This is a genomic window from Streptomyces sp. NPDC015144 (assembly GCF_043079735.1).
GTDB lineage: Bacteria > Actinomycetota > Actinomycetes > Streptomycetales > Streptomycetaceae > Streptomyces.
Genome location: NZ_JBIBUU010000001.1, coordinates 482,692 through 509,304, shown reverse-complemented (window position 1 = coordinate 509,304; position 26,613 = coordinate 482,692). Strand labels below are relative to the sequence as shown.

Sequence of the window (26,613 nt, the reverse complement as noted above, 5' to 3'; positions counted from 1 at the left end):
CCTATGCTCGAGCTTCCGTGACACCCTCTTGAGTTTGCGCCGCGCGTCACTAGACTGCGGGTTCGTGCGCTATCTCTCCATGGGCACTTCAGGATTACAGGTATCCGCGGTCGGCCTGGGATGCAATGAGTTGGGGCGATCCGTCGGACTGGAAGATTCTCGCGAGGTGATCGATGCCGCGCTGGAATCCGGGATCACCCTGTTCGACACGGCCGATGTCTACGGCGAATCGGAGTCCTTTCTCGGTAAATGCTTCGAAGGACGGCGGGAACGCGTCGTGCTGGCAACGAAGTTCGGACACCAGAAGCTGAGCATGGAATACGGCCCGGCAGCCGGGTCGAAAGGTGGACGTGCCTATATCCGCCGCGCCGTCGAAGAATCTCTCCGCCGTCTTCGCACGGATTACATCGATCTCTATCAAATTCATACGCCCGACCCGCACACTCCCGTCGAGGAGACCCTTGCCGCCCTGACCGAACTGGTCCGGGAGGGGAAAGTCCGCTACATCGGAAGCTCCAACTACGCGGGATGGCAGATCGCCGAGGCCGCGTGCGCGGCCCGCGCCCACGGGTTCGAGCCGTTCGTCTCCGCACAGAACCACTGGTCGCTGCTGGAACGCGGCATCGAGAACGAGATCGTGCCTGCCGCATGCCACTTCGGGGTCGGTGTCCTGCCCTACTTCCCCCTGGCTCACGGCCTGCTGACGGGGAAGGTACGGCGCGGCAAGGCGCTCCCCGAAGGCACTCGGATCGCGGAGAGCGCGCATCGGGTGACGAAGGAGCGGCTGGACACCGTCGAGGCTCTGGCCGACTGGGGCCGGCGCAACGGCCGCAGCCTCCTGGAGATCGCCATCAGCGGCCTCGGCGCACTCCCGGGCTGCGGTTCGGTGATCGCCGGCGCCAAGAGACCGGAGCAGGTCCGGGCCAACGCGGCGGCGGGCGCGTGGGAGCCCACGGCCGACGAACTGCAGGCTGTTCTGGCATTGCTGTAGGGCGGCACCCGGACCCGCTCGTCCGTGGGCCGACGCGACAGGACACGTTCAGGAACGCGCTCATTCCGGTGCATCGGTCTCCGGGCCCGGGGCAGAAACGGCGGTGTCATGAACAGCTCGGCCGACGGGGAGTTCGTCTCGGAGAGCCGCACGGGCGGGCCGTGGGGCACCGGTGCCGTTCGGGAGCTGAAGGGCGTGCCCCCGCCCCCCGGCGGACGACGTGTCGATCTCGTGGTGCGCACGGTCGGGGAACGCACCACGGACCTGGCTCTCCAGCTGGCCGTCCGGCATCTTCGGCCTCGCCGGGTGCACGTCGTCGACGACATCAGGCCCTTCTGGCGCGCCGTCGACCTGATGCTGGACATCGACCACGGTGGCGCCTCACACGTGGTCCTCCTCGACGCCGACTGCCTCGTCCTCGAAGACATGCGCCCGTTCCTCGACGCCAACGACCTCGCGTTCGTCGAGTGCTACGTCCAGGACCCGTTCCGGGGCCGGGTGCCGTGCGGTGTGCACATCGTGCGGGCCGACGTGATGGAGCGCATGCGACGGATCGAGCCGCCCAGGAACGACGTCGCGTGGATGCTGCGGCCCGAGAGCACGCGCCTGGAGCGCGCGCTGGAGGGCGTCCAGGATTCCGTGCAGTACCGGGGCGCGCACATCCTCCACGACCACTTCCAGCACCGTCACCACGTCTTCGCGAAGCTGGCGCTCCGGGAGCTCCGGAGCCGTACGGAGGCGAGCCGTCCCGTCCTGGCCGCGGCCGTCGCGCGGTGGGGCGACGGGCCCGACTTCGACATCGCCCGCGCCGCCGTCGCCCACGCGCGGGCGCATGTCCCCGACGACGCCCCGGCCCGTGACGTGCAGCGCTACATCGAACGGCTCCCGGAGACAGCTCTGCGGGAGGTGGCGGCGATGAGGCTGCCGGCCCGGCCCGGGCTCAGCCTCCGCGACGTCGCCCGGACCGCGGAGCGCGTCCGCACGCCGCACCGACCCAAGGTCTTCGGCCTGGGACTGCCACGCACCGGCACCCGCAGCCTGCGGTCGGCCCTGCACCTGCTCGGGTACGACGTGGCCCATTACCCCGTCGACCGCCCCTCGCTCGACACGCTGGTCCGGGGCGACGCCCGCTTCCCGCTGCTGGAGCACTACGACGGCCTGGTCGATGCGGCAGCCATCCCGTGCTTCCGGGAGCTCGACGCCGTGCACAGGGGCGCGAAGTTCATCCTCACCATCCGGGACAAGGAGAGCTGGCTCGCGTCCCTGGAGAAGAACTGGCCGGACACCACCGCCCCCGGATCGCCCTGCGGCCCGGACGACGACGCCCGGAACGCCGCCCGCCGGACGCGACACCTCCTTCGAGAGGCCGTCTACGGCTGTCACGCGTTCGACGCCGGGCGGCTCTCCCGCGTGTACGACGCGCATCTCGCCGCCGTCCGTCAGCACTTCGACGGTCGGCCCGGCGACCTCCTCGTCCTGGACATCGCCGGGGGCGAGGGCTGGAACCGGCTCGCGCCGTTCCTGGGAGTCCCCGCACCCGCCCGTCCGTTCCCCACCGAGCGCGGCTGACCGGCCCCGCTCCCCCCCGTCCTGGGAGGATCCGTTGGAATCCGTCCTACCGTGCGACGCCGTGCCGGGCCGGGCCCTGGTCACGGGCGTCGCGGGCTTCATCGGTTCGCATCTCGCCGACGCCCTGCTCCGCCGGGGCGCCCGCGTCGTCGGGCTCGACCGGCTTCCGCTCGACCGGGGCTGTGCCGCTGCCAACCTCCGGTCCAGCCTGGGCCACCCGGCCTTCGAGTACGTCCAGACCGACCTGCGGCACGACGATCTCGCCACGGCTGTCGCGGGAGCGGATGTGGTGTTCCACCTGGCGGGACAGCCCGGAGTGCGCCCCTCCTGGGGCGAGGCGTTCCCGGAGTACCTGACCTGCAACGTGCTGGCCACCCACCGGCTGATGGCAGAATGCGAGAAGCAGCACGTCCCCAGGCTGGTCCTGGCGTCCTCCTCCAGCGTCTACGGACAGATCAACGCGGGTGAGCGCTGCCGCGAGGACGCTCCGACCCGGCCGATCTCGCCCTACGGAGTGACCAAGCTCGCCGCCGAACAGCTGTGCCTCGCTTTCGCGCAACGCCCGGCCGCCACCACCAGCGTGGTCGCTCTGCGGTACTTCACCGTCTACGGACCGCGCCAGCGCGCCGACATGCTGATCGACAGGGCACTTCGCGCGGCGTTGTACGGGGCCCCGCTACGCGTCTTCGGGGACGGCAGCGCCCGCCGTGACTTCACCTACGTCGACGACGTGGTCTGCGCGACCTTGGCCGCCGCGACGGCCGAGGCACGGGCCGAGGTGATCAATGTGGGCGGAGGCCGCAGTGTCTCCGTCACCGAACTCCTGGAGATCGTGGGACGGGCAGCCGGGGCCTCCGTGCCGACCTGTTCGACGCACGACCAGCCGGGGGACGTCGGCGCGACGCTCGCTGATCCGCGCAAGGCGGGCGAGATCCTGGGCTGGAAACCTCATGTGGACGTGGCCACCGGAGTGGTCCGGCACCTGGCGTGGATGAGGCGGCACACACCCGTCTCACCGGACACGACCGAGGAGGTCGCCTCGTGACCCAGGAGTTCTCCAGGATCGTCGTCCGCCCCGTCGCGGGACGGATCGGGGCGGACGTCGAGGGCGTGGACCTGATGGACCCGGGCGAGCACGCGGCCGACATCATGGCGGAGATACGTGCCGCTCTGCTTCGCCACAAAGTGATCTTCTTTCGGGGCCAGCGTCTGAACCACGCCGGCCAGGTGGCTCTCGCACGCGGTTTCGGAGAGATCACCCGCCTTCCGGGACCGAAACACGGCCCGCACCCAGAAGGGTTCCCCGAGATACTCGTCGTCGATCCGAACATGAACGGCGATCGACGCGGCCTCAGATTCGAGGAGCGCCTGTACCGCAAGTCGGACCGGCACGACTCCGGATGGCATGTGGATATCGGAGCCGCCGTGAACCCTCCGGCCATTTCGGTCCTCAGATGCGAAGTTTCCGCGGAGCATGGCGGCGACACCCAGTGGACCAATCTCGTCGCCGCCTACGAAGGTCTGTCGAAACCGTTGCAGCGGCTGGCCGACGGATTACGGGCCGAGCACGCACTCCATGCCGGGGTGCAGTTGCTCTTCTCCGACGAAGAGGACGTGGCGATCATCCGCAAGAGAATCGCGGACAATCTGCTGTCGCTCCACCCGGTGGTGCGCGTCCATCCGGAGACCGGAGAGAAAGCGCTCTTCCTTCCGCCCGCGTCGGTTTCCCACCTCACCGAACTACTCCCCTGGGAAGGCCGGGGCCTTCTCGAAATACTCTTCTCCCACATCAGCCGCCCCGAGTACACGGTGCGGCACCGATGGGAGCCCGGCGACATCGCGGTCTGGGACAACCGCGCGGTGGCCCACCTCCAGCCCGCAGACCTCCACTACACGGACTACCGTCGCAGGATGTACCGGGTCGTGGTCCTGGGCGACCGACCGACGGGGCCGGACGGCTTCCGGTCCGAGTCCCTGCGCGGCGCGGCGCTCGAACCCTTCGTTCACCGGGGAAGCTCTCGCGGCGGAAGCTGAGCGGCTGACATCGGACGAGGCGAACGTGGAGTCGCGCGCCTCCCATTCAGCTGGGACTGAGCCGTCCCTACACCGGCGGGACCGCGCGCTCCGGAGAGGTGAACAGCCGGCCGTCCGACCAGATGTACCGGGTTCGGCCCCATTCGGCTGCCGACACGATGTCGGGGAAGAAGCCTCGTCCGTTGTAGTTGGCGCTGGTGTTGCACAGAACGGGGATGCCGGTCAGTTCCTCATAAGCCGTGAGGATGCGCGCGATGGCACTGCTCGACGTGGGTCTGACCGTCTGCAGCCGCGCGGTGCCGTCGAGGTGGATGATCGCCGGTACGCGCTTCACCCAGGCCGGCCGCACGCGGTGCTCGAAGAGCATGAACGGGTCCTCGCAGCCCGGGTCGAACACCTCGCCCGCCCGGTGCGCGAGACAGACCGGCGCGACGGGACGGTACGCCTCCCGCTCCTTCATCGCGTTGAGCAGAGCCCTGGTGCCGGCTTCGGTGGCGGGGGCGATGATGCTGCGGTTCCCCAGCGCCCTCGGCCCGAGCTCCGCCCGGCCCGAGAGGACGACGACGGGAGACCCGTCGGTGTGCAGCAGTTCGGCCAGGCGGCGTTCGTCGCAGGCCCGTACGCTCCACCCCTGCGGCAGCGTCCCCTCCTGGGAGACTCGCGGACCGCTGTGGACCTCCCAGGCGAGGGATCGGTGCTCCGTGCTGCTCACCATCTCGCAACAGGCAGTGCCGATGGCGGCGCCGGAATCATTGGGGAACGGCGGGACCCAGATGTCCTCGAAAAGCCCGCTGGCCCGGATCGCCGAGTTCCATTTGATGTTGAGTGCGCAGCCGCCGGCCATCACCAGGTGCGGATGTCGGCCCTCGTACCTGTCCCGCACCACGGATGTGAGGGCGGCTACGAGCGCGCGACCGAGATACTCCTGGAAGGTCGCGATCAGATCGGCGTCGGACATTCCCGGAAAGAGCCGCTCACGCCTGGCCGTCAACTCTCGGCCCAGGGCGACGCCGCTCTCCCTGTCCGCCTCGGACATTCCGCCGAGCAGAGTGTCCAGGACCGGGAGCGCGTCCTGCTCGATCCTGCCCAGCGCCGCGTAGGCCATCGCCTTGCCCGGGACGGAGCGGTAGCGGTAGGTGGCGTCGGGGTCGGCCTTCTCGGAGCTGGTGCGGAACGGCCCGAGGTTGGCGGCGAAGAGGGCGAACAGCCGCCCGCGGAACGGCAGCAGTTCGGCGACCGGTCTGATGGCCGCCCGCTCCGGCGCGACCTCGTACAGCCTGGCCGTGGTGCCGCCGTCCCACACGAGCGCGAGGGCCTCGTGGCCCGGCGCGGCGAAGGGACTGGAGCAGTAGGCGCCGAGCACATGGTTCGTGACGTGGTGGTAGCTGACGTATCCGGGAGACCTCTTGCTGAACTCGTGCGCGGTGAACGGGTAGCGGTGCAGGGGGTCGTCCGACAGCGAGCCGTCCACGTAGGGCGCTACGGGCAGGAAGATCGGCTCTCCGCCCTTGAGCGTGGACACGGCCCAGGGATTCGCGGCCGACGTCCTCCATCCGTCCACGACGAAGCGGTCGATGTCCTCGGGCTCCACGCCTTCGGACCTGAGGATGTCCGGCACCCGGCGGAGGTCCCCCAGCGGGCTGTAGCGTGGATTGTTGTCGATCTTCTCCAACTCGACGCTGAACACCAGGCGGTTTCCGTCGATCACCGCGATGCCACCGTCGTGCGAAACCTTGATGCCGCAGATCAACAAGGAGATGCCCTTCCCAACGAGGTGGAACTCGTCATGCGCCGCCTCGGCGGCCGGTGCGTACGGGCTCACCGCCGTCGTCCACACGCGTACTCAGCACACCATCCGGACGCCGCGCCTCCTGGCCCCTCCTGCCTCGACATGTCACGCCGGTGGCCCGCCTCCATGGCTACCCCCCGCAGCCTTCTCCATACCGTCCGCATGGCTGCCCCCGACGCGTTCCGGACACCGCCCTCGCCGCCCCTCCGCCGTCCGCTGCACCCCGAGAGGAAAAATTCAGGTCAGCGCACTCGTCCCCGCGGCTTCAACGGAGTCGCGGGCAGCTCGGGGGCAGGGAGCGGCGGGCCGTCGTACCCGTGGACGGTGCCGAACCGGTCTCCCGTCGCCCAGTCCGCGCGGGCCTGTGCGATCTCCTCCTGGGACCGTCCGATGAAGTTCCACCACATGATCAGTTCCTCCTCGAACGGCTCGCCGCCCAGGAGCATGAGGCCCGCGTCGCTGTCCGCGCGCAGCGGGAGTTCGGTGCGGCCGCAGCCGAGGTAGAGCATCGAGCCGGGCAGGACGGGCACCCCGTCGACCTCGGCCCGGCCGGACATGGAGAGCACGGCGTACTCGAAGTCCGGTTCGAGCGGCAGCCGGGCCTCCGCTCCGGCGGCCAGGGCGAGGTCGGCGCCGATGAGCGGGGTGTACGTGGTGCCGGGTGAGGCGGTGCCGTCGAGTTCGCCGAGGATCAGGGTGGCGGTGAGGCCGGGGGCCGAGACGGTCGGCAGGTCGGTGTGGTGCTGGAAGTGGGGCTCGACCCGCCGGTGGGCGTCGGGAAGCGCCACCCAGAGCTGGGCGCCGTGCAGGAGCCTCGCGTGGGCGCGGGGGCTCTCCTCGGAGTGGCTGATGGCCCGGCCGGAGGTCATCAGCCCGAGTTCGCGCGGGCGGATCGTACGGAGGCTGCCGAGGCTGTCCCGGTGCAGGACCTCGCCCTCGTGCAGCCAGCTGACCGTCTGGAGCCCCATGTGCGGGTGGGGCGGCACCTGCATCCCCGGTTCGTCCGCGATGTCGTCGGGGCCGTAGTGGTCGACGAAGGCCCAGGCACCGACCATCCGGCGGCCGAGGTTGGGCAGCAGCCTGCGGACCTCGGTGGACTCGCCCAGCCGCACATGGCGCGGGGCGAGGAGTTCGCGTACGGGCTCGGCGACGACGAAGCCGCGCCCGCCGCAGACGGCGGGAACGGCCTGGCGATCGAGATTGCTCATGGCGCTCAACCTATTCCCGCGCGGCACCGGGGTGCCGGTACCCACGCCGAAGATTTGGTGGAATATTCAACCACTGCATGCGGTTGGAGCGTGCGGAAGGACCGGGCGGCAGCCGGGTCGGCGGCAGGACCGGGCCGGGGACATTCCCGGTGGCGGTCCACGACGGAGGAGACCAAGTGAGCGATACCTACTTCGAGTTCGGCACGGCCGCCGACCGCTGGGACCGGGCCGGGATGTTCTTCGAGGCGAAGGAGTACCTGACGGCGGCGCGGATCCTGGAGGGGCTGGTCGAGGAGGCTCCGGAGCTGGTGGCGCCGCGGCTGCTGCTGGCCCGGTCGTACTACCACTCGGCGCGGCTCGGCAAGGCCGAGACCGAGCTGCGGGCGGTGCTGGACCGCGACCCGGTGGAGCACTACGCGCGGCTGATGCTCGGGCGCACCCTGGAGCGCCAGGGCCGGGGCGCGGAGGCGGCGGGCCACCTGCGGATGGCGGCGGCGCTCGCCGGGGACTTCGACGACTGAACGAGGAAGAGGGAGCGGGCGGAGAGGACGGGGACGAACCGGAGGAAGGGGCGAGGCCCTGCGGGGAGAACCGGCGCTTCGGCGGCCGCTCCGGTGCGGGGCTCGCCCGGGGCGGGCAACCGGGCCGGGCCGGGCCGGACCAACCGCCTCTTCGGCGGACGCCCAGCTCGCTTTGGCGCCCCGGGCGGCCACGACATGGGGATCACGACGCTGCCGTACGCGCTGCCGTAGCGGTCCGCGCCCGTACCGGCTCCCCGGCCGCGCCGGGGAGCCGGTTCCGGTCAGCCCGCGGTGGCCACGGTGCGGTCCGGCCCGGGGGCGACGGCCGCTCCCGGCACCAGCAGCCGTTCGGTGAGGTGGCCGAAGACCAGGCCGAAGGCCGCCCAGAGCGTGGCCTGCACGGCGAGGGTGCTCAGCCGGAACTCCCACAGCAGGGCGGCCGGGAAGTCCTTGCCGACCTCGTTGTACGAGGGCAGGAAGACGTACGAGACCCCGATGACCACGACGTAGGCGAGGGACGCCACGACCGTGGCGTTCCAGTTGCCCAGGCGCGGGGCGAGCCGCTTGCCGAGGATCACCGCGGCGACGGCCAGCAGCACGCTGAGCGCGACCATCAGGAAGAAGAGCGCGGTGCGCTTCCCGATGGTGTCGGGGTTGCCGACGGCCGGCGGGTTGGCCGGGTACTTCAGGAACGGGACGACGTACACGGCCAGCAGCGCCGCGCCCGCGATCAGAGCGGCCGTGGCACGTGGCCCGAACCGGCCGATCCGGCCGAGGACGTAGCAGAAGACGAGCGCGGCGATACCGCCGATCGCCACGCCGAAGACGAGCACGCCGGTGGCGAGCCCGGCGGTGGACTGCACGGTGCGGCTGACGAGTTCCTCGCCGCCGTCGTGGGAGTGGCTGTGCGCCTCTTCCAGGGCGATGGCCGCGTCGACGCGCGACTCACCGAGGAAGTAGGCGACTAGCAGGGCGAGCACGCCCGCGGCGAGGCCGGCCAGCATGCCGCGGACGAGCAGGGCTCTGACGGATATGGAGTTCATGGGGGTTCCCCTGGATCGCGCGGTGGGTCAGTGGCAGGGGAAACCGAGAAGGTGGCGGCCGTCGTGGACCCACTCGTGGACGCCTTCGCCGGAGATGACCGCGGTGGCCCCCTGCTCGGCGCCGACGAAGTAGAGCAGGACGAGCATGAGGATGCCGAAGAAGACCGCCCAGGGGGCGATGGCCTTCAGCGAGATGGGGGTGATCGCCGGTGCGGCGGTGGCGGGGGCAGCAGTCTGTGCCATGGCAGAACCTCCTGGGGAACACGCGTCCCGATCGTGGTGCCTGAGACGTGGGTACTGGGTCTGACTTCCCGCACACGTACGGGTTCACAGTGGCGCGACCGTGCCGGATTCCCACCGGACTTCCAGATGCACCCACGTCGTGTCCGCCGTGACCATACCGCTCGGGAGGACGCGCCGCCATGGCCCCGGCAACGGCTCGGACGCGCCGGTGCGAGGGTGGACCCCTCGGCGGGCGCGGAGCCCGAACACCCCTAGGAGTTGACCGGAGATCATGACGGTACGCGTGATGTTGATCTCGCCGGCGCTGAACGCCGCGCTGCGCGAGGCCCGTTTCGACGGGGACGCTCCCCTGGACGCCGCCGGGGCCCGCCGGGCCCGGGCCGCCGCTCCGGGTGTGCCGGACGCCGGACGGCGGCTGCACGGACCGTCCGTACGGTGTGCCGGGACCGCCGAGGCTCTGGGGCTGCGCGCGGTGCCCGAACCGGCCGTACGCGGCTGGGACCTGGGCCGGTGGACCGGGCTGCGGCTGGACGACGTGGGCGCGGCCGAGCCGGCGGCGGTGTCGGCCTGGCTGGCCGATCCCTCGGCGGCTCCGCACGGCGGCGAATCCCTGCTGGAACTGTGCTCCCGGACCGGGCGCTGGCTGGATTCGCTCGGCTCCAGCTCCGGCTCCGGCTCCGGCTCCGACGGGCGCGCCGGGGAGGGCCGGGTGCTGGCCGTCGTCGAGCCCTCGGTGGTGCGGGCGGCGGTCGTCGCGGCACTGGCCCTGCCGCCGGAGTCCTTCTGGCGGCTCGACGTCGCCCCGCTCACCCTGACCGCGCTCTCCGGACGGTCCGGCCGGTGGAACCTGCGGTGCGGGCAGCCCCTTTCCCCGGCACCGGCCGACTAATCCCGTCCGGCCCGTGTCGTCCCTCGTCCGTGTGCAAGAACTACGGTCCGTACCCGCTTCTTGACACGGTATTGCTTCACTTCTTAAATCACGTACAGCACCACGACCTCTCCCTGCTCCCCCACACATGCGGCCCGTCATACGTATGACCGAGCTCCGGCCGCTCCCTTTCGCACGGGAAGGACCCCCATGACTCCTCCGTACCGTCCGCGGCGTCTGCTGACGTCCGCGCTCTGCGCGCTCTCCGCCCTCGCCCTCGTACCGGCCCTGTCGGGACCGGCAGCCGGAACCCAGCCCCCCGGGCCGCGCGCGGCCGCCGCGGCGGCGGGCTTCGTCGACGACTTCGACGGTCCCGCGGGCTCCGCCGTGGACGGCGCCAAGTGGCAGACCGAGACCGGCGACAACGTCAACAACCACGAGCGGCAGTACTACACGGCCGGGAACAGCAACGCCGCGCTCGACGGCCAGGGCCACCTGGTCATCACCGCCCGCCGCGAGAACCCGGGCAACTACCAGTGCTGGTACGGCACATGCGAGTACACGTCGGCCCGGCTGAACACCTCGGGCAGGTTCAGCCAGACGTACGGGCACTTCGAGACCCGGATGAAGATCCCGCGCGGCCAGGGCATGTGGCCGGCCTTCTGGATGCTCGGCGACGACATCGGCCAGGTCGGCTGGCCGAACTCGGGCGAGATCGACGTGATGGAGAACGTGGGCTTCGAGCCCTCCACCGTCCACGGCACCCTGCACGGTCCGGGGTACTCGGGCGCGAACGGCATCGGCGCCCCGTACAGCCTCCCCGGCGGCCAGGCGTTCGCGGACGACTTCCACACCTTCGCCGTCGACTGGGCACCGGACTCGGTGAGCTGGTCGGTGGACGGGAACGTCTACCAGCGCCGCACCCCGGCCGATCTGAACGGGAACAACTGGGTGTTCGGCAAGCCCTTCTTCCTGATCCTGAACCTCGCGGTCGGCGGCGACTGGCCCGGCGAACCCGACGGCAACACCACCTTCCCGCAACAGCTCGTCGTCGACTACGTGCACGTCACCACCAGCGGCGTCCGGCCGCCCGCCTGACGCGTCACAGCCGGCACGGGGAGGCGGCGGAGCCGGTGTCGGCCGGATCGGCGGCCGGGTGCTGGTGATGAAGGGCGCTCCCCGGTCCCGGCCGCCCGCGCTGCCGGGCCGCCGGCGCTCAGCCCCGGTACGCCTCCAGCAGACGCAGCCAGACCTCGCTGATCGTGGGGTACGCGGGGACGGCGTGCCACAGCCGGTGGACGGGCACCTCGCCCGCGACGGCGACGGTCGCCGAGTGCAGCAGTTCGCCGATGCCGGGGCCGACGAAGGTGACGCCGAGCAGGATCTCCCGGTCGAGGTCGACGACCATGCGGGCGCGGCCCCGGTAGCCGTCCGCGTAGAGACCGGAGCCGGCGACGGCGGCGAGGTCGTGGTCGACGGCGCGGACCCGGTGGCCCGCCCGTTCCGCCTCGGCGAGGGTGAGGCCGACCGAGGCGGCCTCCGGGTCGGTGAAGACGACCTGGGGTACGGCGGCGTGGTCGGCGGTGGCGGCGTGGGCGCCCCAGGGGCCGGTCTCCAGGGGCGGGGCGCCGGTGGCGCGGGCGGTGATGGCCGCTCCCGCGATGCGTGCCTGGTACTTGCCCTGGTGGGTGAGGAGCGCCCGGTGGTTGACGTCGCCCACCGCGTAGAGCCAGTCGCTGCCCTCGACCCGGCAGCTGTCGTCGACGGTGAGCCAGGAGCCCGGCTCCAGGCCCACCGTCTCCAGCCCGAGGTCGTCGGTGCGCGGGGCCCGGCCGGTGGCGAAGAGGATCTCGTCGGCCTCGATCCGTTCGCCGTCGTCCAGCTCGACGGTGACGGGCCCGTCCGGGGCGGGGCGGTGCACGGCGGTGGCCGAGGTCCCGGTGCGGATGTCCGCGCCGGCCTCGGTGAGGGCCCGGGCGACCAGCTCACCCGCGAAGGGCTCCATCTTCGGCAGCAGCCCGGTGCCGCGGACCAGCAGTGTCACCCGGGCGCCGAGGGCCTGCCAGACGGTGGCCATCTCCACGCCGACCACACCGCCGCCGACGATCACCAGACGGCCGGGCACCTCCTTCGCGCTGGTCGCCTCCCGGCTGGTCCAGGGGCGGGCCGTGCCGACGCCGGGCAGTTCGGGGACGACGGCGCGGCTTCCGGTGCACAGGGCGACGGCATGGCGGGCGGTGAGCCGGTGCTCCGTGCCGTCGGGGGCGGTGACGGAGACCTCCTTCTCGCCGGTCAGCCGGCCCGTGCCCCGGTGGATGTCGGCGCCGATCCCCTCCAGCCAGGCGGCCTGGCCGTCGTCCTTCCAGTACGAGGCGTAGGAGTCGCGGTGGGCGAGGACCGCCCCGGTGTCCAGCGGCCCTTGGACGGCGGCGGCGAGCCCCGGGACGCGGCGGGCGTCGGCGCGGGCGACCACCGGGCGCAGCAGGGCCTTGCTGGGCATGCAGGCCCAGTAGGAGCATTCGCCGCCGATCAGTTCCGACTCGACGACCGCGGCGGTCAGCCCGGCGGCCCGGACCCGGTCGGCGACGTTCTCGCCCACCGGGCCGGCTCCGACGACCACGACGTCGTATTCCGTGTTCAGGGAAGGATCTGTCATGGGGACAGTCTGGTGGCGGGTGTGGACGGCGGCCACATGGGCAGGCGGAATAGCACGGGGTCGGGCACCGTTGTCCGGACAGATTCCGAGCGGGCAGAGAAAGAGGTATCGAGGACATGAGCACCATCGAGCTCACCAAGGAAAACTTCGACGAGGTCGTCAGCGGGAACGACTTCGTCCTGATCGACTTCTGGGCTTCCTGGTGCGGTCCGTGCCGCCAGTTCTCGCCGGTCTACGAGGCCGCCTCCGAGCGCCACGACGACGTGGTCTTCGCGAAGGTCAACACGGAGGAGCAGCAGGAGCTGGCGGCGGCTTTCGAGATCCGCTCCATTCCCACGCTGATGATCGTCCGGGAGAACGTGGCGGTGTTCGCGCAGCCCGGGGCGTTGCCGGAGGCCGCGCTGGAGGACGTCATCGGGCAGGCCCGGAAGCTGGACATGGACGAGGTCCGCAAGTCCATCGAGGAGCAGAAGAACCAGGCGCCGGGGCAGTAGGCCCGGTTCTCGCCGGGGCCGGGCCGGGGCGCCTCAGCGCCCGGCGGCGGTCCCGGCGTCCCGCGCCCTGACCCTGACGGTGAGGCCGTAGGTCAGTTCGGCCCCGTCGACCAGCAGGGCCTCGACCGTGCGGGTCGCGGGGTCGATGTCGGCCACGACGCCGTCCCCGGCGTACCGGGGGTATCCGGACGCGCCCGTCTCGCCGGTCGCCGAGACGACCGCCGAGCGGACGGCACCACCGGCGCCGCCGTCCGGTTCGGCGGGGTCGTCGGCCCCGGCGGGCTCGGCCGTTGCGGTGGTGCCGTCGCTCTCCCCGGTCCCGGGGGTCTCCTCCACGAATCCGGGGACGAGGAGGATCTCGTAGCTCTGCGGATGGCTCATGGCCCTCACGTTAAGGGCTCTCCCCCGGTCCGGAACGGATCCGTGCGTGCCGGACCGTCCGGTGTCTCAGGCGGACTCGCGCCGTACCACCGCGACCCGGAGCAGGTCGTGGCGCTCGGGGTCGGCCCCGGGCTCCTTGACCAGCCGGTCCACCAGCTCGGCGAGCGGCTGCGGGGTGGCCAGTTCCATCCGTACGGTGGTGAGCCGGGGCCGCAGGAGCCTGCCCAGCATCAGGTCGTCGGCGCCGATCACCGCGGTCTCGCCGGGTACGTCGATGCCCGCGTCCTGGAGGGCCCGCATCAGGAGCATCGCGTACGCGTCGTCGAAGGCGAAGACGGCGTCGAGGTCCAGGGAGCGCCACCGGGCGGCGAGCCGGGCGGCCGACTCCTCGTCGTACCGCAGGGGCAGCGGTTCCACCCGGGCGGTGTGGCGCCGGGCGGCCCGCCGGGCGCCGGTCAGCCGGGGGCCGGCGAGGCGGTCCGGTCCGCTCTCCTCGGGCATGACCACGCCGATCCGGCGCCGGCCGCCCGCCAGCAGGTGCCCCACCGCGCAGTCGCCGACCGCCTGCTGGTCCATGACCAGGGCGTGGGCGCCGGGCACCGGGCGCGGGCCGAGGGTGATGACGGCCCTGGCCCCGGACCGCCGGAGCATCGCTATCCCGGGCGGGGTGAGGTCGACGGCGCCGGGGGCGATCACGGCGACCGGGCGGAGTTCGGCCCAGGCGCGCGGCGCGTCCTGCGGGTCGAGGCCGGTGCTGCCGTACTGGACGACGGTGTAGTCGAGTCGGCGCAGCCCCGCCTCCAGTTCGCGGAAGAAGCGGTGGTGGAGCGGTCCGGCCGGGGGATCCACGGTGGGCAGCAGGACCATGCGGGTGTGTCCGGCGCGCAGACTGCGGGCCGCGGCATGGGGCACGTAGCCGAGTTCGGCGGCGGCTTCCCGGACCCGACGGCGGGTGGTCTCGCTGATCCGCACGGAGGCGCTGTTGTTCAGTACGTACGAGACGGTGGCCCTGGAGACCCCGGCGAGCCGTGCGACGTCGGCGCTGGTGGGGACGGGGCGTTCGGTGGGCTGGTTCGGTAACTGGCTCATGGCTTGCGGCAGTCTTCCAGAGCGCGCCGCCCGAATGCGCCCCGGGGCACGTACCGGTCCGGCGGATGTCCCGTCCGCCCCCGCGCCCCGGCTCCGCGGGGCGGGCCCTACGGTGTGGGGATGATCATCGAACACCGTGACGACAGCTTCGATCCCTCGGCCGACCTCCCGGGCCGCTCCGGCCCGGCCGCCACGACGGAGGTCGACCCGTTCGGGGTGGGGCCGGTCCGCACCTCCTACGCACCGGACCGGGACGGCGACCCGGATCCCGGGGAGATCGTCTGGACGTTCGTCCCCTACGAGGAGAACGACGGGCGGGGCAAGGACCGCCCGGTCCTGGTGGTGGCCCGGGAGGCGGCGGGCACACTGCTCGCGGTGCGGCTCTCCAGCAAGCAGCACGACCGGGACCGCGAGTGGGTGGCGCTCGGCTCCGGCCCCTGGGACGGCTCGGGCCGCCCGTCCTGGGTGGACCTGGACCGGGTGCTGCGGGTGCACGAGGACGGGATGCGGCGGGAGGCGTGCGCCCTGGACCGGGCGCGGTTCGACCAGGTCGTGGGGCGGCTGCGGGAGCGCTACGGCTGGGCGTAGGCGCCGGGGCGTGTCCGGCGGACCGGGGACGGGCACCGCGACCCCGGTTCCGGCCCGTCGCCACACGCCCCGTACGGCGCTACGCGGTACCGAAGGCGCGGTCGAAGGCGGCCCGGGTGGCGGAGTCCGGGGCCCGGTCGAGGACGCCGAAGACGATCTGTTCGAAGTGCCCGGCGAACCGGCCGCCGTCCAGCAGCAGCGCCCCGAATGCCCCGGCCACCTGCGCCGGATCGTTGCGGAACACCCCGCAGCCCCAGGCCCCGAGCACCAGCCGCCGGTACCCGCGCACCGCCGCCACCTCCAGCACCCGCTCCGCCCGGGTGGCGAGGGCGGCGGGGATGCGGTGGGCCTCTTCGGGGGTGCGGGCGCGGACGACGCCGGCGTTGGGCGCCGGGGAGGTCAGGAAGCCGACGGTGAACGGGGTGTCGAGGAACCGCCCCCGGTCGTCCCGGAAGACCGGTACGCCCGGGGAGTGGATCACCCGGTCGGTGTAGAGGGGGCTGCGTTCGGCGCGGTGGTGGGCGTAGAAGTCGGGGGCGCGCAGCAGGGTGGTGTACAGGCCGGAGGACCGGCACAGCGCCTCCTCCTGGGCCTGGGCGCCGTTGAGGTAGCCGCCGCCGGGGTTGCGGGCGGAGGCGTAGTTGAGCACGGCGACCTTGCCGGGGCCCTCTCGGGTCATCCGGTGGGCGGCGGCCAGGCTGCTCTCGCCGGTGACCTCGACGGACGGGGTGCGGTCGCCGTCCAGGACGACGAGCGGCAACGGCTCGGGCCCGTACAGCGTGGTCCCGGAGATCGCGCTGCTCAGGGCCCGTTCGATGGACACCTCCCGGCCGTCCGGGGTGCGGTAGCGGCCTGCTGCGACGACGGCCTCGGTCTCGCGCGCGATCCCGCGCAGCCTGGCGCTCATCGGTACTCCCCCGTGTGGTGCATACGGGGCATGCTCGGCGCCCGGACGGCGGCGGCGCAACCCGATTTCTCCCGTCCAGGGGCACTCTTGTGCGATCCACTCGCAGGGGTTTGGGTGGTGGGAGAGACCTGTGGAAGGAGGCCCGCATGTCGTACGACACCTCGGGGGGCCATGGCCCGCCCGGCGGTTCCCCGCCCCTGGACGAGGGCGAGGCGGAGGACTTACTGCGCTGCATCTGTTTCAAGACGGGACCGCCCCGCAGGGTCGGTGTGGAACTCGAATGGCTCATCCACGACCGGGACCGTCCGCGTGTCCCCGTCGAGCACGACCGCCTCGAAGCGGCCACCGCCGTCCTGCGGGCCCTGCCCCTGAGCGCGGCGGTCACCTTCGAACCCGGCGGCCAGCTGGAGCTCAGCTCGCGCCCCGCCGACTCCCTGACGGAGTGCGTCGAGACCACCGCCGCCGACCTGGCCGCGGTGCGCGCGGCCCTGGACCCGCTGGGGCTGGTGCCGGTGGGGCTCGGCGTCGACCCCTGGCACGCCCCGCGCCGGCTGCTGCGCGAACCCCGCTACGACGCCATGGAGATCGCCCTGGACCGGTCGGGTCCCGCCGGTCGGGTGATGATGTGCAACACCGCGTCCGTCCAGGTCTGCCTGGACGCCGGGGAGGAGGAGCCGGGGCCCCTGGGATACGGGCGGCGCTGGCAGTTGTGCCATCTGCTGGGCGCGGTCCTGGTGGCCGTCTTCGCCAATTCGCCCCTCCGGCTGGGCCGCCCCACCTCCTGGCGCTCCACCCGTCAGTCGCTGTGGGCCGCCCTCGACCCTTGGCGGCCGGTGGCTCCGCCGCACGGTCCGCTGCCGCGCGACGCCTGGGCCGGGCATGTGCTGGACACACCGGTGATGTGCATCCGGGAGGAGAGCGGTCCGTGGTCCGTGCCGAACGGACTGACGTTCCGGGACTGGATCCGCACCGGCGCCCCGAGACCTCCGGTGCGCGCCGATCTCGACTACCACATCAGTACGCTCTTCCCGCCGGTGCGCCCGCGCGGCCATCTGGAGCTGCGCATGATCGACGCCCAGTACGGGGCGGACGGCTGGCTGGTGCCGCTCGCCGTGACCACCGCCCTGTTCGACGATCCGGAGGCCGCCGAGACGGTGTTCCGTGCCGTGGCGCCCCTGGCCGGGGCGGCCGGGCCGGAGCCCGCGCCGCTCAATGCGCTCTGGACGCGCGCCGCCCGCGACGGGCTGGCCGATCCCGAGCTGCGGGCGGCGGCCACCGCCTGCTTCGGGGCCGCGCTGGAGGCACTGCCCCGGCTCGGGGCGTCCGGGCGGGTCCAGGAGGCCGCGGCCGGTTTCCACGACCGGTACGTGGCCCGGGGCCGCTGCCCGGCCGACGACCTCCCCGCACTGCTCGCACCCATCGGGCCCGGCGGTCCGGGCCACCACTTCGAGGGACTCCGCCCATGAACGACTCCCCCGCCCCCCACGGGATGGACCCCGAGCCGCTGCGCAGCCGCGCCCTCGCCGCGCTGAGCACCGCCCGGGACCGCACCACCCGGCTCACCGACAGCGTCGACGACCGCGAACTGACCGCCCAGCACTCGCCGTTGATGTCCCCGCTGGTCTGGGACCTCGCCCACATCGGCAACCAGGAGGAGCTGTGGCTGCTGCGCGGGGTGGCCGGGCGCGAGGCGATGCGCCCGGAGATCGACGGCCTGTACGACGCCTTCGAGCACCCGCGGGCGACCCGCCCCTCGCTGCCGCTGCTGCCGCCCGCCGAGGCGCGGGCGTACGCGGCGGAGGTCCGCGGCCGTGCCCTGGACGTCCTCGACACCACCGCCCTGGACGACGACCGGCCGCTGGTGCGGTCCGGATTCGCCTTCGGAATGATCGCCCAGCACGAACAGCAGCACGACGAAACGATGCTGATCACCCATCAGCTCCGGTCCGGACCGCCCGTGCTGGCCGCGCCCGTGCCGCCGCGCGCCGAGGACACGGCGGATCTCCCTGCCGAAGTCCTGGTCGGGGGCGGCCCGTTCACCATGGGGACGTCCGCCGATCCCTGGGCCCTGGACAACGAACGCCCGGCGCATGTGCGGGACGTACCGGGCTTCTACCTCGACACCGCACCGGTCACCTGCGGCGCGTACCAGGAGTTCGTCGAGGACGGCGGCTACACCGAGCGGCGCTGGTGGGCGCCCGAGGGGTGGGAGATGGTCCGCGCGCACGACCTGGCCGCCCCGCTGTTCTGGCGCCGGGACGGCGGCCAGTGGCTGCGCCGCCGCTTCGGGGTCACCGAACCCGTCCCCGGGGACGAACCGGTGCTCCACGTCAGCTGGTACGAGGCGGACGCCTACGCCCGCTGGGCCGGGCGCCGGCTGCCCACCGAGGCGGAGTGGGAGAAGGCGGCCCGCCACGACCCGGTGTCCGGGCGGTCGCGCCGCTACCCCTGGGGCGACGAGGACCCGGCGCCCGAGCGGGCCAACCTCGGCCAGCGCCATCTGCGGCCCGCACCCGCCGGGGCGTACCGGCAGGGCCGGTCCCCGCACGGGGCCGGGCAGTTGATCGGTGACGTGTGGGAGTGGACGGCCAGTGACTTCCTGCCGTACCCGGGATTCCGCGCGTTTCCCTACCGGGAGTACTCGGAGGTGTTCTTCGGGTCCGCCCACAAGGTGCTGCGCGGTGGTTCGTTCGCCGTGGACCAGGTGGCCTGCCGGGGCACCTTCCGCAACTGGGACCTGCCGGTGCGTCGGCAGATCTTCGCCGGTTTCCGTACCGCGCGGGACGTCGGCTGATGTGCCGTCATCTCGCTTATCTGGGGCCGCCGGTGGCGCTCGGCGAACTGCTGTCCCGGCCACCCCACTCGCTGGTCCGCCAGTCCTGGGCACCGCGCCACCAGCGGTACGGGACGGTCAACGCCGACGGCTTCGGCGTCGGCTGGTACGCGGACGGCGACCCGGTGCCCGGACGGTACCGGCGCCGGGGCCCGGTCTGGGGCGACGAGACCTTCGCCGACCTGGCCCGGGTGGTGCGCAGCCCGGCCCTGCTGGCCGCCGTCCGGGACGCCACGGAGGCGGGCGCCGACGGCGAGGCGGCCGCCGCGCCCTTCACCGCCGGGCCGCTGCTCTTCAGCCACAACGGCGCGGTGCGGGGCTGGCCGCACGCGGTGGCCCCGCTCGCCGCGGCGCTGCCGCCCGCCGAACTGCTGTCCCTCACCGCCCGCAGCGACTCGGCGCTGCTCTGGGCCCTGGTGCGACGCCGGCTGGCGGACGGCGACGCGCTGCCCGAGGCCGTCTCCGCCACCGTGCTGGACGTGGCCGCCGCCGCACCGGAATCCCGGCTGAACCTGCTGCTCATCGATGGCGCGTCGATCGTCGCGACGGCCTGGGGCGACACCCTGTGGTGCCTGACCGGACCGGGCCCGCGCACGGTCGTGGCCTCGGAACCCTACGACGACGATCCGCTCTGGCGCCCGGTCCCCGACCGCACCCTGCTGGTGGCGACCCGCGCCGATGTCTCACTGACCCCGCTCAAGGAGCCCCTTGCGTGAGTCCCTTCCTGCTGACCCGCACCCTGCCGGCCGACGCGACGGACGCGGCGCTGCGCGCCGATGTCCTGCACGGACTGACCCGGCATCCCAAGTCACTGCCGCCCAAGTGGTTCTACGACGCCCGGGGCAGCGAGCTGTTCGAGGAGATCACCCGGCTGCCCGAGTACTACCCGACCCGCGCCGAGCGGGAGATCCTGATCGAACGGGCCGACGAGATCGCCCGCGCCTCGGGGGCCCGGACCCTGATCGAGCTGGGGTCCGGTTCGTCGGAGAAGACCGGCCATCTGCTGGACTCGCTGCCGGAGCTGCACAGTTACGTACCGGTCGACGTGAGCGAGAGCGCGTTGCGCGGTGCCGGCGAGGCGCTGCTCGCCCGGCGCCCCGGGCTCTCGGTGCACGCCCTGGTCGCCGACTTCACCGGAGGTCTGGCGCTGCCGGGGACGCCGGGGCCCCGGCTGCTGGCCTTCCTGGGCGGCACGATCGGCAATCTGCTGCCCGAGGAGCGGGCGGCGTTCCTGCGGTCGGTGCGGTCGCTGCTCTCTCCGGGCGACGCGCTGCTGCTCGGCACCGACCTGGTGAAGGACGAGAAGGTGCTGGTCGCCGCCTACGACGACGCCACCGGGGTGACCGCGGAGTTCAACCGGAACGTGCTGCGGGTGGTCAACCGGGAGCTGGGCGCGGACTTCGACCCGGAGGGCTTCGACCATGTGGCGCTCTGGGACCCGGGGAACGAGTGGATCGAGATGCGGCTGCGGGCCCGGCGGGCGCAGACGGTGAAGGTCCCGGCCCTGGATCTGCTGGTGGGTTTCGAGGCCGGTGAGGAGCTGCGTACGGAGGTGTCGGCCAAGTTCCGCCGGGAGCGGGTCCGGGCGGAACTGGAGGCGGCCGGTCTGCGGCTGGATCAGTGGTGGACGGATTCCGGGGAGCGGTTCGCGCTCTCGCTGGCGACGGCCCTCTGAGCGCGGCGGGCCAGGGCCCGCCGGTCCGGCAGGGCGGCCGCCGGGACTGGTGGCAGGACGTGGAGCTCGGCGGTCAGTCCGGCCGCCCGCACCACCCGCCACAGGGAGGCGGGGAGCGGATCGTCGCCGACGAAGGCGGCGGCACCGGCCGGGGCGTGGCGCTCCGCCGGTGCCGCCCGGTGGCCGGTGACGCGGTAGCCGATGCGTACCGGCAGGACGGTGGCGCCGGCGTCGATCGCGGCCTGGAAGGCGGCCGGGCCGAACCGGCCGCCGGGGCCGCGCCCGCACCAGGTGGTGCCCTCGGGGAAGACCACCACCCGTGATCCGCCGCGCATCGCCGCGGCGAGGGCGCGGACGGTCGCCGGCAGCGCGCGCAGCCGGTCGCGGTCGACGAAGAGGGTGCCGCCGTGGGCGGCGAGCGGCCCGAGCACCGGCCACCGGCGGATCTCGCGCTTGGCGAGCATCCGGCCGGGGACCACGGCGGCGACGAGCGGGATGTCCAGCCAGGAGATGTGGTTGGCGACGACGAGCGTCCCGGGTGTCCCGGCGGGCGGTACGGGGTCGCCGGTGACCCGCACCCGTACGCCGAAGGCGCGTACGGCCCCGTACGACCAGCGGCGGATCAGCCGCTCCCGGCGGGCCGGGCCGAACAGGGGCAGGAACGGCGCCCCCAGCACACCGGCCAGGGCCCAGGCGCACCCGGCGAGCAGCAGGGCCGCCGCGACGGGAGGGAGCCGGGTCCGGCCGGTGTGGGCGGCGCAGGTCCCCGGGGCGCACGGCGCGGTGGGCAGCCAGGGGTTCATCGCAGCGGGGCGAGGGCGAGGAAGTGGCGGAGGTAGCGGGGGTCGGTGCGGCGCAGCGACAGCAGGACGTACAGGTCGGCGACGTCGAAGTCCGGGTCGTGGGCGGGTGCCCCGCACACCTGGGCGCCCAGCCGGAGGTAGCCGCGGAGCAGCGGGGGCAGGGTGGCGAGTCCGGTGCGTACCGGTCCGGCCGTGCCGGAGGGCTGCCAGAGGCGGTGCGGGGTGACCCAGTGGTCCTCGGGGGCGAGGTACTTCGTCCGTACGGTCTCCCAGGCTCCGGCCGCCGCCGTGCCGCCGTCGGAGAGCGGGATGGAGCAGCAGCCGGCCAGCCAGTTGTGTCCGGTGCGTTCCATGTAGCGGGCGAGTCCGGCCCAGATCAGGGCTATGACGGCGCCGTCGCGGTGGGCGGGGTGGACGCAGGACCGTCCGACCTCCACCAGGTCGTCCCGGATCGGGGTGAGCCGGCCGAGGTCGAACTCGCTCTCCGCGTAGAGGCCCCCGGCCGCCTCCGCCCGTTCGGGAGGCAGGACCCGGTAGGTGGCGACGACCTCGCCGGTGGCTTCCTCCCGGACGAGCAGGTGGTCGCAGTACGCGTCGAACGCGTCGCTGTCCAGGCCGGGTTCGGGGCTGTGCAGACGGGCGCCGAGTTCGCCGGCGAAGACGAGGTGGCGCAGGCGCTGGGCGGCGCGGACCTCGGCCGGGCCGGTGGCCAGGGAGACCCGGTAGCGCGGCCGTTCGGGGGCGGTCGGCGGTGAAGTGGCGGGAAGGGAGGCAACGGGCATCGCGTTCATGACAATCTCCCGGACGGATCGGCAAGGCGGCCGCCGGGCCGTCGCACGGGGTGCGACGGCCCGGCCCCTTACTTCTTCCGCGACCGACTGGATTCGACATGACGGTCCGGGAGCGCCGACATGTGCGACGGCTGAATCCCGGGGGTGGCCGGTTCGGGCCCCTCCGGACGCCACCGGCGGGGCCCTGCGGGGTCAGCCCCCGAAGAGCTTGGCGGTGATCTTCCCCGAGGCGGTGCGCGCCTCCCGCAGGGGGTCACCGCCCTCCAGGACCGCCGTCATGTACGGCTTGATCGGGTTGTCGGCCTCGACGTCGGCCCACTGCGGCGAGTTCGGGGTCGCCCGGCCCTGCGTGGCCCCCTCGGCCATCGCGGCCGTACCCGCCTGTCCCACGACAGCCTTCGCGAGGCCCGGCTTGTTGGGCACGTAGCTCATGGTCCGGGCGAGTTCCTCCTGCCACTTCCGGCTCGCCAGCGCCTTGACCACCTCGACGCCCTCGGCGCGCCGGTCCGCCTTCTCCGGGACGATGAGGTCGGAACCGCCGGTGAAGACGGCGCCGGGCTTCTTGGCGGTCTTGCCCGGGATCGGGAAGTAGCCCAGCTTCCCCTTGAGTTCGGGGTTCCGCTTCACGATCTGGGCCACGCTGCCGGGCACCGAAATGATCTGCGCGACATTCCCCCGGGCGAACACGTCGGACTGCGGCGGCTTTTCCTCGTCGGCATCCTTGGGGCCCTCGCCGAGCGCCTGGAGCTCCTTGTAGAAGTTCATGCCGCGGAGCGCCGCGGGGCTGTCCAGGGCGCCTTTCCATGATCCGCCCTCGTCCTCGGCCAGTTCACCGCCCTCGTCCCAGATGAATCCGGCGAGCACGTACCAGTTCTGGCCCGCGAGATAGATCCCCTGATTGCCGTTCTCGTTCAGCAGCCGGGTATCGGCGATCCACTCCTGCCGGGTTTTCGGCGGATTCTTGATTCCGGCGCGCTCGAAGATCTCCTTGTTGTAGATCACCACCCGGTTGGCCGCGTACCAGGGAATGCCGTACTGCATGCCGTCGATGCTGCCCGGGTCGGCGAGGCCCGGAAGCCAGTCCTCGCTGCCCATGTCCCGTACGGCCTCCAGCGTCAGATCGCGCAGGCCGCCGCTGGCCGCGTACTGGGCGACCTGGGTGTTGCCGACCTCGATGACGTCAGGGGTGTCCTTGCCCTTCAGGGCGCTGATGACCTTCGGGCCGATGCCGCCCCAGCCCTGGAACTTGAACTCCAGCTCGATGGAGGGGTGCTCGTCCTCGAAGTCCTTGGTGAACCGCTTGAGGAAATCGGCGGAGACGCTGTCCTTCATCAGCCAGACAGTGACCTTCTTGCTGTCCGAGCTCCCCATGCCGAATACCGTTCCACATCCTGTGAGCGCACAGGCGGAAACGAGCGCGACAGCTCCGACGAGTATGCGGTTCTTCACCAGGTTCACCTTCTGCTGAACAAAAACGGCTTGATTCAGGAACCCGGTGTGGGGGACTGCGGGCGGCGCCCGCACGGGCGTGGCTGGATTTTGGTATGGACCATTGATTTGGTCAAGGGCCGTTCACCGGGCGTTTTCCGCGCCGATCCCTCGCGGAGCGGGGTCGGATGGGGCACCGTGATAGGGACGAGAGGAGACATACCATGTCAAATCACACCTATCGGGTCACCGAAATCGTGGGAACCTCCCATGAAGGGGTCGACGACGCCATCCGGCGGGGCGTCGCAAGAGCTTCGGAAACGTTGCACAATCTCGACTGGTTCGAGATCACCGAGGTGCGCGGGGAGATCAAGGACGGCCGGATCGAGCACTACCAGGTGGGCCTGAAGGTCGGCTTCCGGCTCGACGGGACGAGCTGACCCGGAGGCACTCCGACGGAGTACGGCCGGTCAGGTACGCCCCTCGCGCTCCTGGGCGTCCTTCAACGCCGAGGACTCCTCGGCCCAGCGGGCCCGCACCACGGTGAAGCCCGCCCGCTCCGCCGCGTCGCAGACGAGTTCGTCGTCGTCGACCAGCATGCGGACCTCGCGCCCCCGGCCCAGTCGGCGCAGGATCTCCAGCTTGGCGTGCCGGGCCGGCCGGCGGTCGTCGTCGCGCCGCATGTGGAGCCGCCCCTCCGGCAGCCCGTGCGCCGCGAGCCAGGCCAGGGTGTCCGCACGGCACCGCTCGGGCCGCCCCGTGAGGTATCCGACCTCGCACTCCTCGGCGCTCTCCAGCGCCAGCCGCACCCCTTCGGGCAGGGGCGGGTCGTCGACGGCCGCGGCGAAGAAGCCGTCCCAGTCGCGCCGCGGACCTTCCAGGTAGTGCTGGCGATGGCCGCTGTCCGCGAGGGTGCCGTCCAGGTCGAACACGGCCAGGGGCCGGGGGTCGCTCTTCATGTCCCCATCCCACCAGACCGCCCCGCGGTCGACAGCGCCGATCGGCCGCTCCGGGCGTCACCGACGCCGGCACTCTTCCCACCGAATCGGCACAAGTGAGCACAGAATCCTCGCGCACCGACCGCGCACGGAGGTGACATCACCTGCTCACGTTCCGCCAAGATCGCAAAAGGTTGTACAGGATGCACGTGGAACCAAAAACGATCGTAAAGCTATATTCATCTTTGTGGCATCGAACGTGAACGACGTGAAGCGAATACTCCTGCGCTCGGGGAAGAGCCCCTTTGACGTGGTCCCGGTCGAACGCGCCCTCCATGAGGACGTGTTCGCCACCAACTCGGGCAACCTGATCTTCAGCGACGCCGCCCACAAGATCCTCCAGACGCCACACACGGAGGTGGTCTCCAACGGGATCGCCACCCGGATCGCCGACGTGGACCGCATCAACAGCGAGTACGACGTCTTCGTCGTTCCGCTCGCCAACGCCTTCCGGCCCTCCTTCGAGCCGCAGCTGAAGCGGCTGACCAAGCTCATCTCGAAGCTGAAGATCCCGGTGGTCGTTCCGGGCGTCGGCGCCCAGACCGGGGTCAACTACTCCGCGGACCGGCTGAAGCCGATGCAGTCCTCGGTCTACGCCTTCGTCTCCGCCGTGCTCGACCGCAGCGCCTCCATCGGGGTGCGCGGCGAGTTCACCGAGCGCTACCTGCGGGACATGGGCTTCCGGGACGTGGACGTCATCGGCTGCCCGTCGATGTTCCTGCACGGCGACACGCTCACCATCCGGGAGGGTGGCGGGGCGCTCGGCCCCGGGTCGCGGATCGCCGTCAACGGATCGCACGACGCGGTGCGCAAGACCAAGCTCGGGCAGATCATCGACCGCACCCACGCCCGCTACCCGCACCTCCGGTTCATCGGCCAGAACCTCTCCGACGCCCGCCAGCTGCACTGGCGCGACCTCTCGCACCCGAACGCCGCCGTCACCGGCATCCCCACCCACCCCGACCACCCGATGTACGCGGAGGACAAGGTCCGCGTCTACATCGACCCGGTCACCTGGATGGAGGACCTGCGGGGCTTCGACTTCTCCTTCGGCTCCCGGATCCACGGCAACATCGCCGCGCTGCTGGCCGGGACACCGGCCACCGTGCTCTGCGGCGACTCCCGGACCCTGGAGCTGTGCCGCTACTTCGAGATCCCGCACCGGACGCTCGCCCAGGTCCCGGCCGACCTCGACCCCGCCGAGCTCCACAAGTCGGCGGACTTCGGACCGCTGACCCGCGGCCACCGGGAGCGGTTCGACCGGTTCACCAACTTCCTCGACAAGAACGGGCTGCAGAACACCTTCACCCACGGCGACGGCGGCGCGGCCTTCGAGCAGCGGATGAGCAAGCTCTCCTTCCCGCCCGGCGTCCGCCCCTGGACCGGCCCCGAGGCCGCGGAGCTGGCCCCCCGGCTGAACTGGCTGCAGACCCGGCTCACCGAGGTCGAGGCCGAGAACACCCGGCTGAAGCGCACGGTCGCGAAGAGCGCGGCGCTGCCCGCCCAGCGCTCCACGTACCAGCGCGCCCGCAGCGTCGTGGGACGGCCGATCAAGCGCGCCCTGCGCCCCTCCCGCTGACCCGCCCGCCCCGTACCGGTCCGGCCGGTACGGGGCGTCCCGGAACCGTACGGCCCCGCCGGGCCTACTATCGGAGTGTTTGCCCCGGTCCGCCCCCGGACCACCGGCCCGCCCCGATCCGTACG

At 72.2% G+C, this 26,613-nt stretch carries 27 protein-coding genes; 15 read left to right on the top strand and 12 right to left on the bottom strand.

What is annotated here, in order from left to right; translation table 11 throughout:
- The first annotated feature begins 64 nt into the window (after nucleotides 1–64).
- From ACF08W_RS02220 to ACF08W_RS02205, 4 genes are all read left to right on the top strand, one after another.
- A complete protein-coding gene (locus tag ACF08W_RS02220; RefSeq protein ID WP_392278086.1) occupies nucleotides 65–991 on the top strand; it encodes an aldo/keto reductase in 927 nt (308 codons plus the stop codon).
- Between the two features lie 108 nt (nucleotides 992–1,099).
- Complete coding sequence (locus ACF08W_RS02215) at nucleotides 1,100–2,560, top strand: sulfotransferase family protein (protein ID WP_392278085.1); 1,461 nt, start codon at nucleotides 1,100–1,102, stop codon at nucleotides 2,558–2,560.
- Between the two features lie 61 nt (nucleotides 2,561–2,621).
- Nucleotides 2,622–3,605, top strand: coding sequence for an NAD-dependent epimerase/dehydratase family protein (locus ACF08W_RS02210; protein WP_392278084.1), 984 nt, complete (start codon nucleotides 2,622–2,624; stop codon nucleotides 3,603–3,605).
- Nucleotides 3,602–4,594, top strand: coding sequence for a TauD/TfdA dioxygenase family protein (locus ACF08W_RS02205; RefSeq protein ID WP_392278083.1), 993 nt, complete (start codon nucleotides 3,602–3,604; stop codon nucleotides 4,592–4,594). Before ACF08W_RS02210 ends, ACF08W_RS02205 begins: the two co-directional genes overlap by 4 nt.
- A gap of 67 nt (nucleotides 4,595–4,661) precedes the next feature.
- On the opposite strand, the gene ACF08W_RS02200 is transcribed toward ACF08W_RS02205, so the two are convergent.
- The gene (locus ACF08W_RS02200) at nucleotides 4,662–6,416 is read right to left on the bottom strand and encodes a carbamoyltransferase N-terminal domain-containing protein (RefSeq protein WP_392278082.1); all 1,755 of its coding nucleotides are present in this window, start codon (nucleotides 6,414–6,416) and stop codon (nucleotides 4,662–4,664) included.
- 209 nt (nucleotides 6,417–6,625) lie between these two features.
- On the bottom strand, nucleotides 6,626–7,591 hold the full coding sequence (locus ACF08W_RS02195) for a pirin family protein (RefSeq protein ID WP_392278081.1): 966 nt from the start codon (nucleotides 7,589–7,591) through the stop codon (nucleotides 6,626–6,628).
- A gap of 176 nt (nucleotides 7,592–7,767) precedes the next feature.
- Here ACF08W_RS02195 and ACF08W_RS02190 point away from each other — a divergent pair, with 176 nt between their 5' ends.
- Nucleotides 7,768–8,112: a tetratricopeptide repeat protein gene (locus tag ACF08W_RS02190; protein ID WP_352280272.1), complete on the top strand. Its 345-nt coding sequence runs from the start codon at nucleotides 7,768–7,770 to the stop codon at nucleotides 8,110–8,112.
- Between the two features lie 281 nt (nucleotides 8,113–8,393).
- Here the strand turns inward: ACF08W_RS02190 and ACF08W_RS02185 are convergent, their stop codons facing one another.
- The gene (locus ACF08W_RS02185; RefSeq protein ID WP_392278080.1) at nucleotides 8,394–9,155 is read right to left on the bottom strand and encodes a CbtA family protein; all 762 of its coding nucleotides are present in this window, start codon (nucleotides 9,153–9,155) and stop codon (nucleotides 8,394–8,396) included.
- A gap of 27 nt (nucleotides 9,156–9,182) precedes the next feature.
- Nucleotides 9,183–9,398, bottom strand: a complete 216-nt coding sequence (locus ACF08W_RS02180) for a CbtB-domain containing protein (RefSeq protein ID WP_352280270.1) — start codon at nucleotides 9,396–9,398, stop codon at nucleotides 9,183–9,185.
- A 271-nt stretch (nucleotides 9,399–9,669) separates the two neighbouring features.
- Here ACF08W_RS02180 and ACF08W_RS02175 point away from each other — a divergent pair, with 271 nt between their 5' ends.
- Nucleotides 9,670–10,287: a histidine phosphatase family protein gene (locus ACF08W_RS02175; protein ID WP_392278079.1), complete on the top strand. Its 618-nt coding sequence runs from the start codon at nucleotides 9,670–9,672 to the stop codon at nucleotides 10,285–10,287.
- A gap of 189 nt (nucleotides 10,288–10,476) precedes the next feature.
- Complete coding sequence (locus ACF08W_RS02170; protein ID WP_392278078.1) at nucleotides 10,477–11,364, top strand: family 16 glycosylhydrolase; 888 nt, start codon at nucleotides 10,477–10,479, stop codon at nucleotides 11,362–11,364.
- 118 nt (nucleotides 11,365–11,482) lie between these two features.
- On the opposite strand, the gene ACF08W_RS02165 is transcribed toward ACF08W_RS02170, so the two are convergent.
- A complete protein-coding gene (locus tag ACF08W_RS02165; protein ID WP_392278077.1) occupies nucleotides 11,483–12,922 on the bottom strand; it encodes a dihydrolipoyl dehydrogenase family protein in 1,440 nt (479 codons plus the stop codon).
- Between the two features lie 116 nt (nucleotides 12,923–13,038).
- Here ACF08W_RS02165 and trxA point away from each other — a divergent pair, with 116 nt between their 5' ends.
- On the top strand, nucleotides 13,039–13,416 hold the full coding sequence (gene trxA, locus ACF08W_RS02160) for a thioredoxin (RefSeq protein WP_352280266.1): 378 nt from the start codon (nucleotides 13,039–13,041) through the stop codon (nucleotides 13,414–13,416).
- A 33-nt stretch (nucleotides 13,417–13,449) separates the two neighbouring features.
- On the opposite strand, the gene ACF08W_RS02155 is transcribed toward trxA, so the two are convergent.
- Both ACF08W_RS02155 and ACF08W_RS02150 read right to left on the bottom strand, forming a co-directional pair.
- The gene (locus ACF08W_RS02155; protein ID WP_352280265.1) at nucleotides 13,450–13,797 is read right to left on the bottom strand and encodes a hypothetical protein; all 348 of its coding nucleotides are present in this window, start codon (nucleotides 13,795–13,797) and stop codon (nucleotides 13,450–13,452) included.
- Nucleotides 13,798–13,863: 66 nt separating this feature from the next.
- Complete coding sequence (locus ACF08W_RS02150; RefSeq protein WP_352280264.1) at nucleotides 13,864–14,886, bottom strand: LacI family DNA-binding transcriptional regulator; 1,023 nt, start codon at nucleotides 14,884–14,886, stop codon at nucleotides 13,864–13,866.
- A 120-nt stretch (nucleotides 14,887–15,006) separates the two neighbouring features.
- Here ACF08W_RS02150 and ACF08W_RS02145 point away from each other — a divergent pair, with 120 nt between their 5' ends.
- Entirely contained in the window at nucleotides 15,007–15,474 is a 468-nt protein-coding gene (locus tag ACF08W_RS02145) for a type II toxin-antitoxin system PemK/MazF family toxin (protein ID WP_352280263.1), read from the top strand.
- 79 nt (nucleotides 15,475–15,553) lie between these two features.
- Here ACF08W_RS02145 and ACF08W_RS02140 read toward each other — a convergent pair whose 3' ends face one another.
- Entirely contained in the window at nucleotides 15,554–16,381 is an 828-nt protein-coding gene (locus ACF08W_RS02140) for a TIGR02452 family protein (RefSeq protein WP_392278076.1), read from the bottom strand.
- 146 nt (nucleotides 16,382–16,527) lie between these two features.
- Here ACF08W_RS02140 and egtA point away from each other — a divergent pair, with 146 nt between their 5' ends.
- Genes egtA through egtD form a run of 4 tightly spaced genes read left to right on the top strand, consistent with a single transcriptional unit; the run spans nucleotide 16,528 to nucleotide 20,889 of the window.
- Entirely contained in the window at nucleotides 16,528–17,847 is a 1,320-nt protein-coding gene (gene egtA / locus ACF08W_RS02135) for an ergothioneine biosynthesis glutamate--cysteine ligase EgtA (protein ID WP_392278075.1), read from the top strand.
- A complete protein-coding gene (egtB, locus tag ACF08W_RS02130; protein WP_385209536.1) occupies nucleotides 17,844–19,175 on the top strand; it encodes an ergothioneine biosynthesis protein EgtB in 1,332 nt (443 codons plus the stop codon). Before egtA ends, egtB begins: the two co-directional genes overlap by 4 nt.
- Entirely contained in the window at nucleotides 19,175–19,930 is a 756-nt protein-coding gene (gene egtC, locus ACF08W_RS02125; RefSeq protein WP_392278074.1) for an ergothioneine biosynthesis protein EgtC, read from the top strand. The genes egtB and egtC overlap by 1 nt, the downstream gene beginning before the upstream one ends.
- Nucleotides 19,927–20,889 (top strand): L-histidine N(alpha)-methyltransferase, encoded by a 963-nt coding sequence (gene egtD, locus ACF08W_RS02120; protein ID WP_352280258.1) that lies wholly within the window; start codon nucleotides 19,927–19,929, stop codon nucleotides 20,887–20,889. The genes egtC and egtD overlap by 4 nt, the downstream gene beginning before the upstream one ends.
- Here egtD and ACF08W_RS02115 read toward each other — a convergent pair.
- From ACF08W_RS02115 to ACF08W_RS02105, 3 genes are all read right to left on the bottom strand, one after another.
- Entirely contained in the window at nucleotides 20,832–21,692 is an 861-nt protein-coding gene (locus ACF08W_RS02115; protein WP_392278073.1) for a lysophospholipid acyltransferase family protein, read from the bottom strand. The genes egtD and ACF08W_RS02115 overlap by 58 nt on opposite strands.
- A complete protein-coding gene (locus tag ACF08W_RS02110; protein WP_392278072.1) occupies nucleotides 21,689–22,483 on the bottom strand; it encodes a GNAT family N-acetyltransferase in 795 nt (264 codons plus the stop codon). Before ACF08W_RS02110 ends, ACF08W_RS02115 begins: the two co-directional genes overlap by 4 nt.
- A gap of 192 nt (nucleotides 22,484–22,675) precedes the next feature.
- Nucleotides 22,676–23,932: an extracellular solute-binding protein gene (locus ACF08W_RS02105; protein WP_385209522.1), complete on the bottom strand. Its 1,257-nt coding sequence runs from the start codon at nucleotides 23,930–23,932 to the stop codon at nucleotides 22,676–22,678.
- 203 nt (nucleotides 23,933–24,135) lie between these two features.
- On the opposite strand from ACF08W_RS02105, the gene ACF08W_RS02100 reads away from it, so the two are divergent.
- The gene (locus ACF08W_RS02100; RefSeq protein WP_352280254.1) at nucleotides 24,136–24,351 is read left to right on the top strand and encodes a dodecin; all 216 of its coding nucleotides are present in this window, start codon (nucleotides 24,136–24,138) and stop codon (nucleotides 24,349–24,351) included.
- Nucleotides 24,352–24,381: 30 nt separating this feature from the next.
- Here the strand turns inward: ACF08W_RS02100 and ACF08W_RS02095 are convergent, their stop codons facing one another.
- Nucleotides 24,382–24,870 (bottom strand): hypothetical protein, encoded by a 489-nt coding sequence (locus ACF08W_RS02095; protein WP_352280253.1) that lies wholly within the window; start codon nucleotides 24,868–24,870, stop codon nucleotides 24,382–24,384.
- Between the two features lie 226 nt (nucleotides 24,871–25,096).
- Between ACF08W_RS02095 and ACF08W_RS02090 the strand changes: the two genes are divergently transcribed.
- On the top strand, nucleotides 25,097–26,488 hold the full coding sequence (locus ACF08W_RS02090) for a polysaccharide pyruvyl transferase family protein (protein WP_392278071.1): 1,392 nt from the start codon (nucleotides 25,097–25,099) through the stop codon (nucleotides 26,486–26,488).
- The last annotated feature ends 125 nt before the right edge of the window (nucleotides 26,489–26,613 follow it).

Bases quoted from the DNA above. Each gene is read 5' to 3' on its own strand.
- ACF08W_RS02215 (WP_392278085.1), top strand. From the start codon at position 1,100: ATGAACAGCTCGGCCGACGGGGAGTTCGTCTCGGAGAGCCGCACGGGC.
- ACF08W_RS02195 (WP_392278081.1), bottom strand. From the start codon at position 7,591: ATGAGCAATCTCGATCGCCAGGCCGTTCCCGCCGTCTGCGGCGGGCGC.
- ACF08W_RS02185 (WP_392278080.1), bottom strand. From the start codon at position 9,155: ATGAACTCCATATCCGTCAGAGCCCTGCTCGTCCGCGGCATGCTGGCC.
- ACF08W_RS02180 (WP_352280270.1), bottom strand. From the start codon at position 9,398: ATGGCACAGACTGCTGCCCCCGCCACCGCCGCACCGGCGATCACCCCC.
- ACF08W_RS02175 (WP_392278079.1), top strand. From the start codon at position 9,670: ATGACGGTACGCGTGATGTTGATCTCGCCGGCGCTGAACGCCGCGCTG.
- ACF08W_RS02170 (WP_392278078.1), top strand. From the start codon at position 10,477: ATGACTCCTCCGTACCGTCCGCGGCGTCTGCTGACGTCCGCGCTCTGC.
- ACF08W_RS02165 (WP_392278077.1), bottom strand. From the start codon at position 12,922: ATGACAGATCCTTCCCTGAACACGGAATACGACGTCGTGGTCGTCGGA.
- trxA (WP_352280266.1), top strand. From the start codon at position 13,039: ATGAGCACCATCGAGCTCACCAAGGAAAACTTCGACGAGGTCGTCAGC.
- ACF08W_RS02155 (WP_352280265.1), bottom strand. From the start codon at position 13,797: ATGAGCCATCCGCAGAGCTACGAGATCCTCCTCGTCCCCGGATTCGTG.
- ACF08W_RS02150 (WP_352280264.1), bottom strand. From the start codon at position 14,886: ATGAGCCAGTTACCGAACCAGCCCACCGAACGCCCCGTCCCCACCAGC.
- ACF08W_RS02145 (WP_352280263.1), top strand. From the start codon at position 15,007: ATGATCATCGAACACCGTGACGACAGCTTCGATCCCTCGGCCGACCTC.
- ACF08W_RS02140 (WP_392278076.1), bottom strand. From the start codon at position 16,381: ATGAGCGCCAGGCTGCGCGGGATCGCGCGCGAGACCGAGGCCGTCGTC.
- egtA (WP_392278075.1), top strand. From the start codon at position 16,528: ATGTCGTACGACACCTCGGGGGGCCATGGCCCGCCCGGCGGTTCCCCG.
- egtB (WP_385209536.1), top strand. From the start codon at position 17,844: ATGAACGACTCCCCCGCCCCCCACGGGATGGACCCCGAGCCGCTGCGC.
- egtC (WP_392278074.1), top strand. From the start codon at position 19,175: ATGTGCCGTCATCTCGCTTATCTGGGGCCGCCGGTGGCGCTCGGCGAA.
- ACF08W_RS02115 (WP_392278073.1), bottom strand. From the start codon at position 21,692: ATGAACCCCTGGCTGCCCACCGCGCCGTGCGCCCCGGGGACCTGCGCC.
- ACF08W_RS02110 (WP_392278072.1), bottom strand. From the start codon at position 22,483: ATGAACGCGATGCCCGTTGCCTCCCTTCCCGCCACTTCACCGCCGACC.
- ACF08W_RS02100 (WP_352280254.1), top strand. From the start codon at position 24,136: ATGTCAAATCACACCTATCGGGTCACCGAAATCGTGGGAACCTCCCAT.
- ACF08W_RS02095 (WP_352280253.1), bottom strand. From the start codon at position 24,870: ATGAAGAGCGACCCCCGGCCCCTGGCCGTGTTCGACCTGGACGGCACC.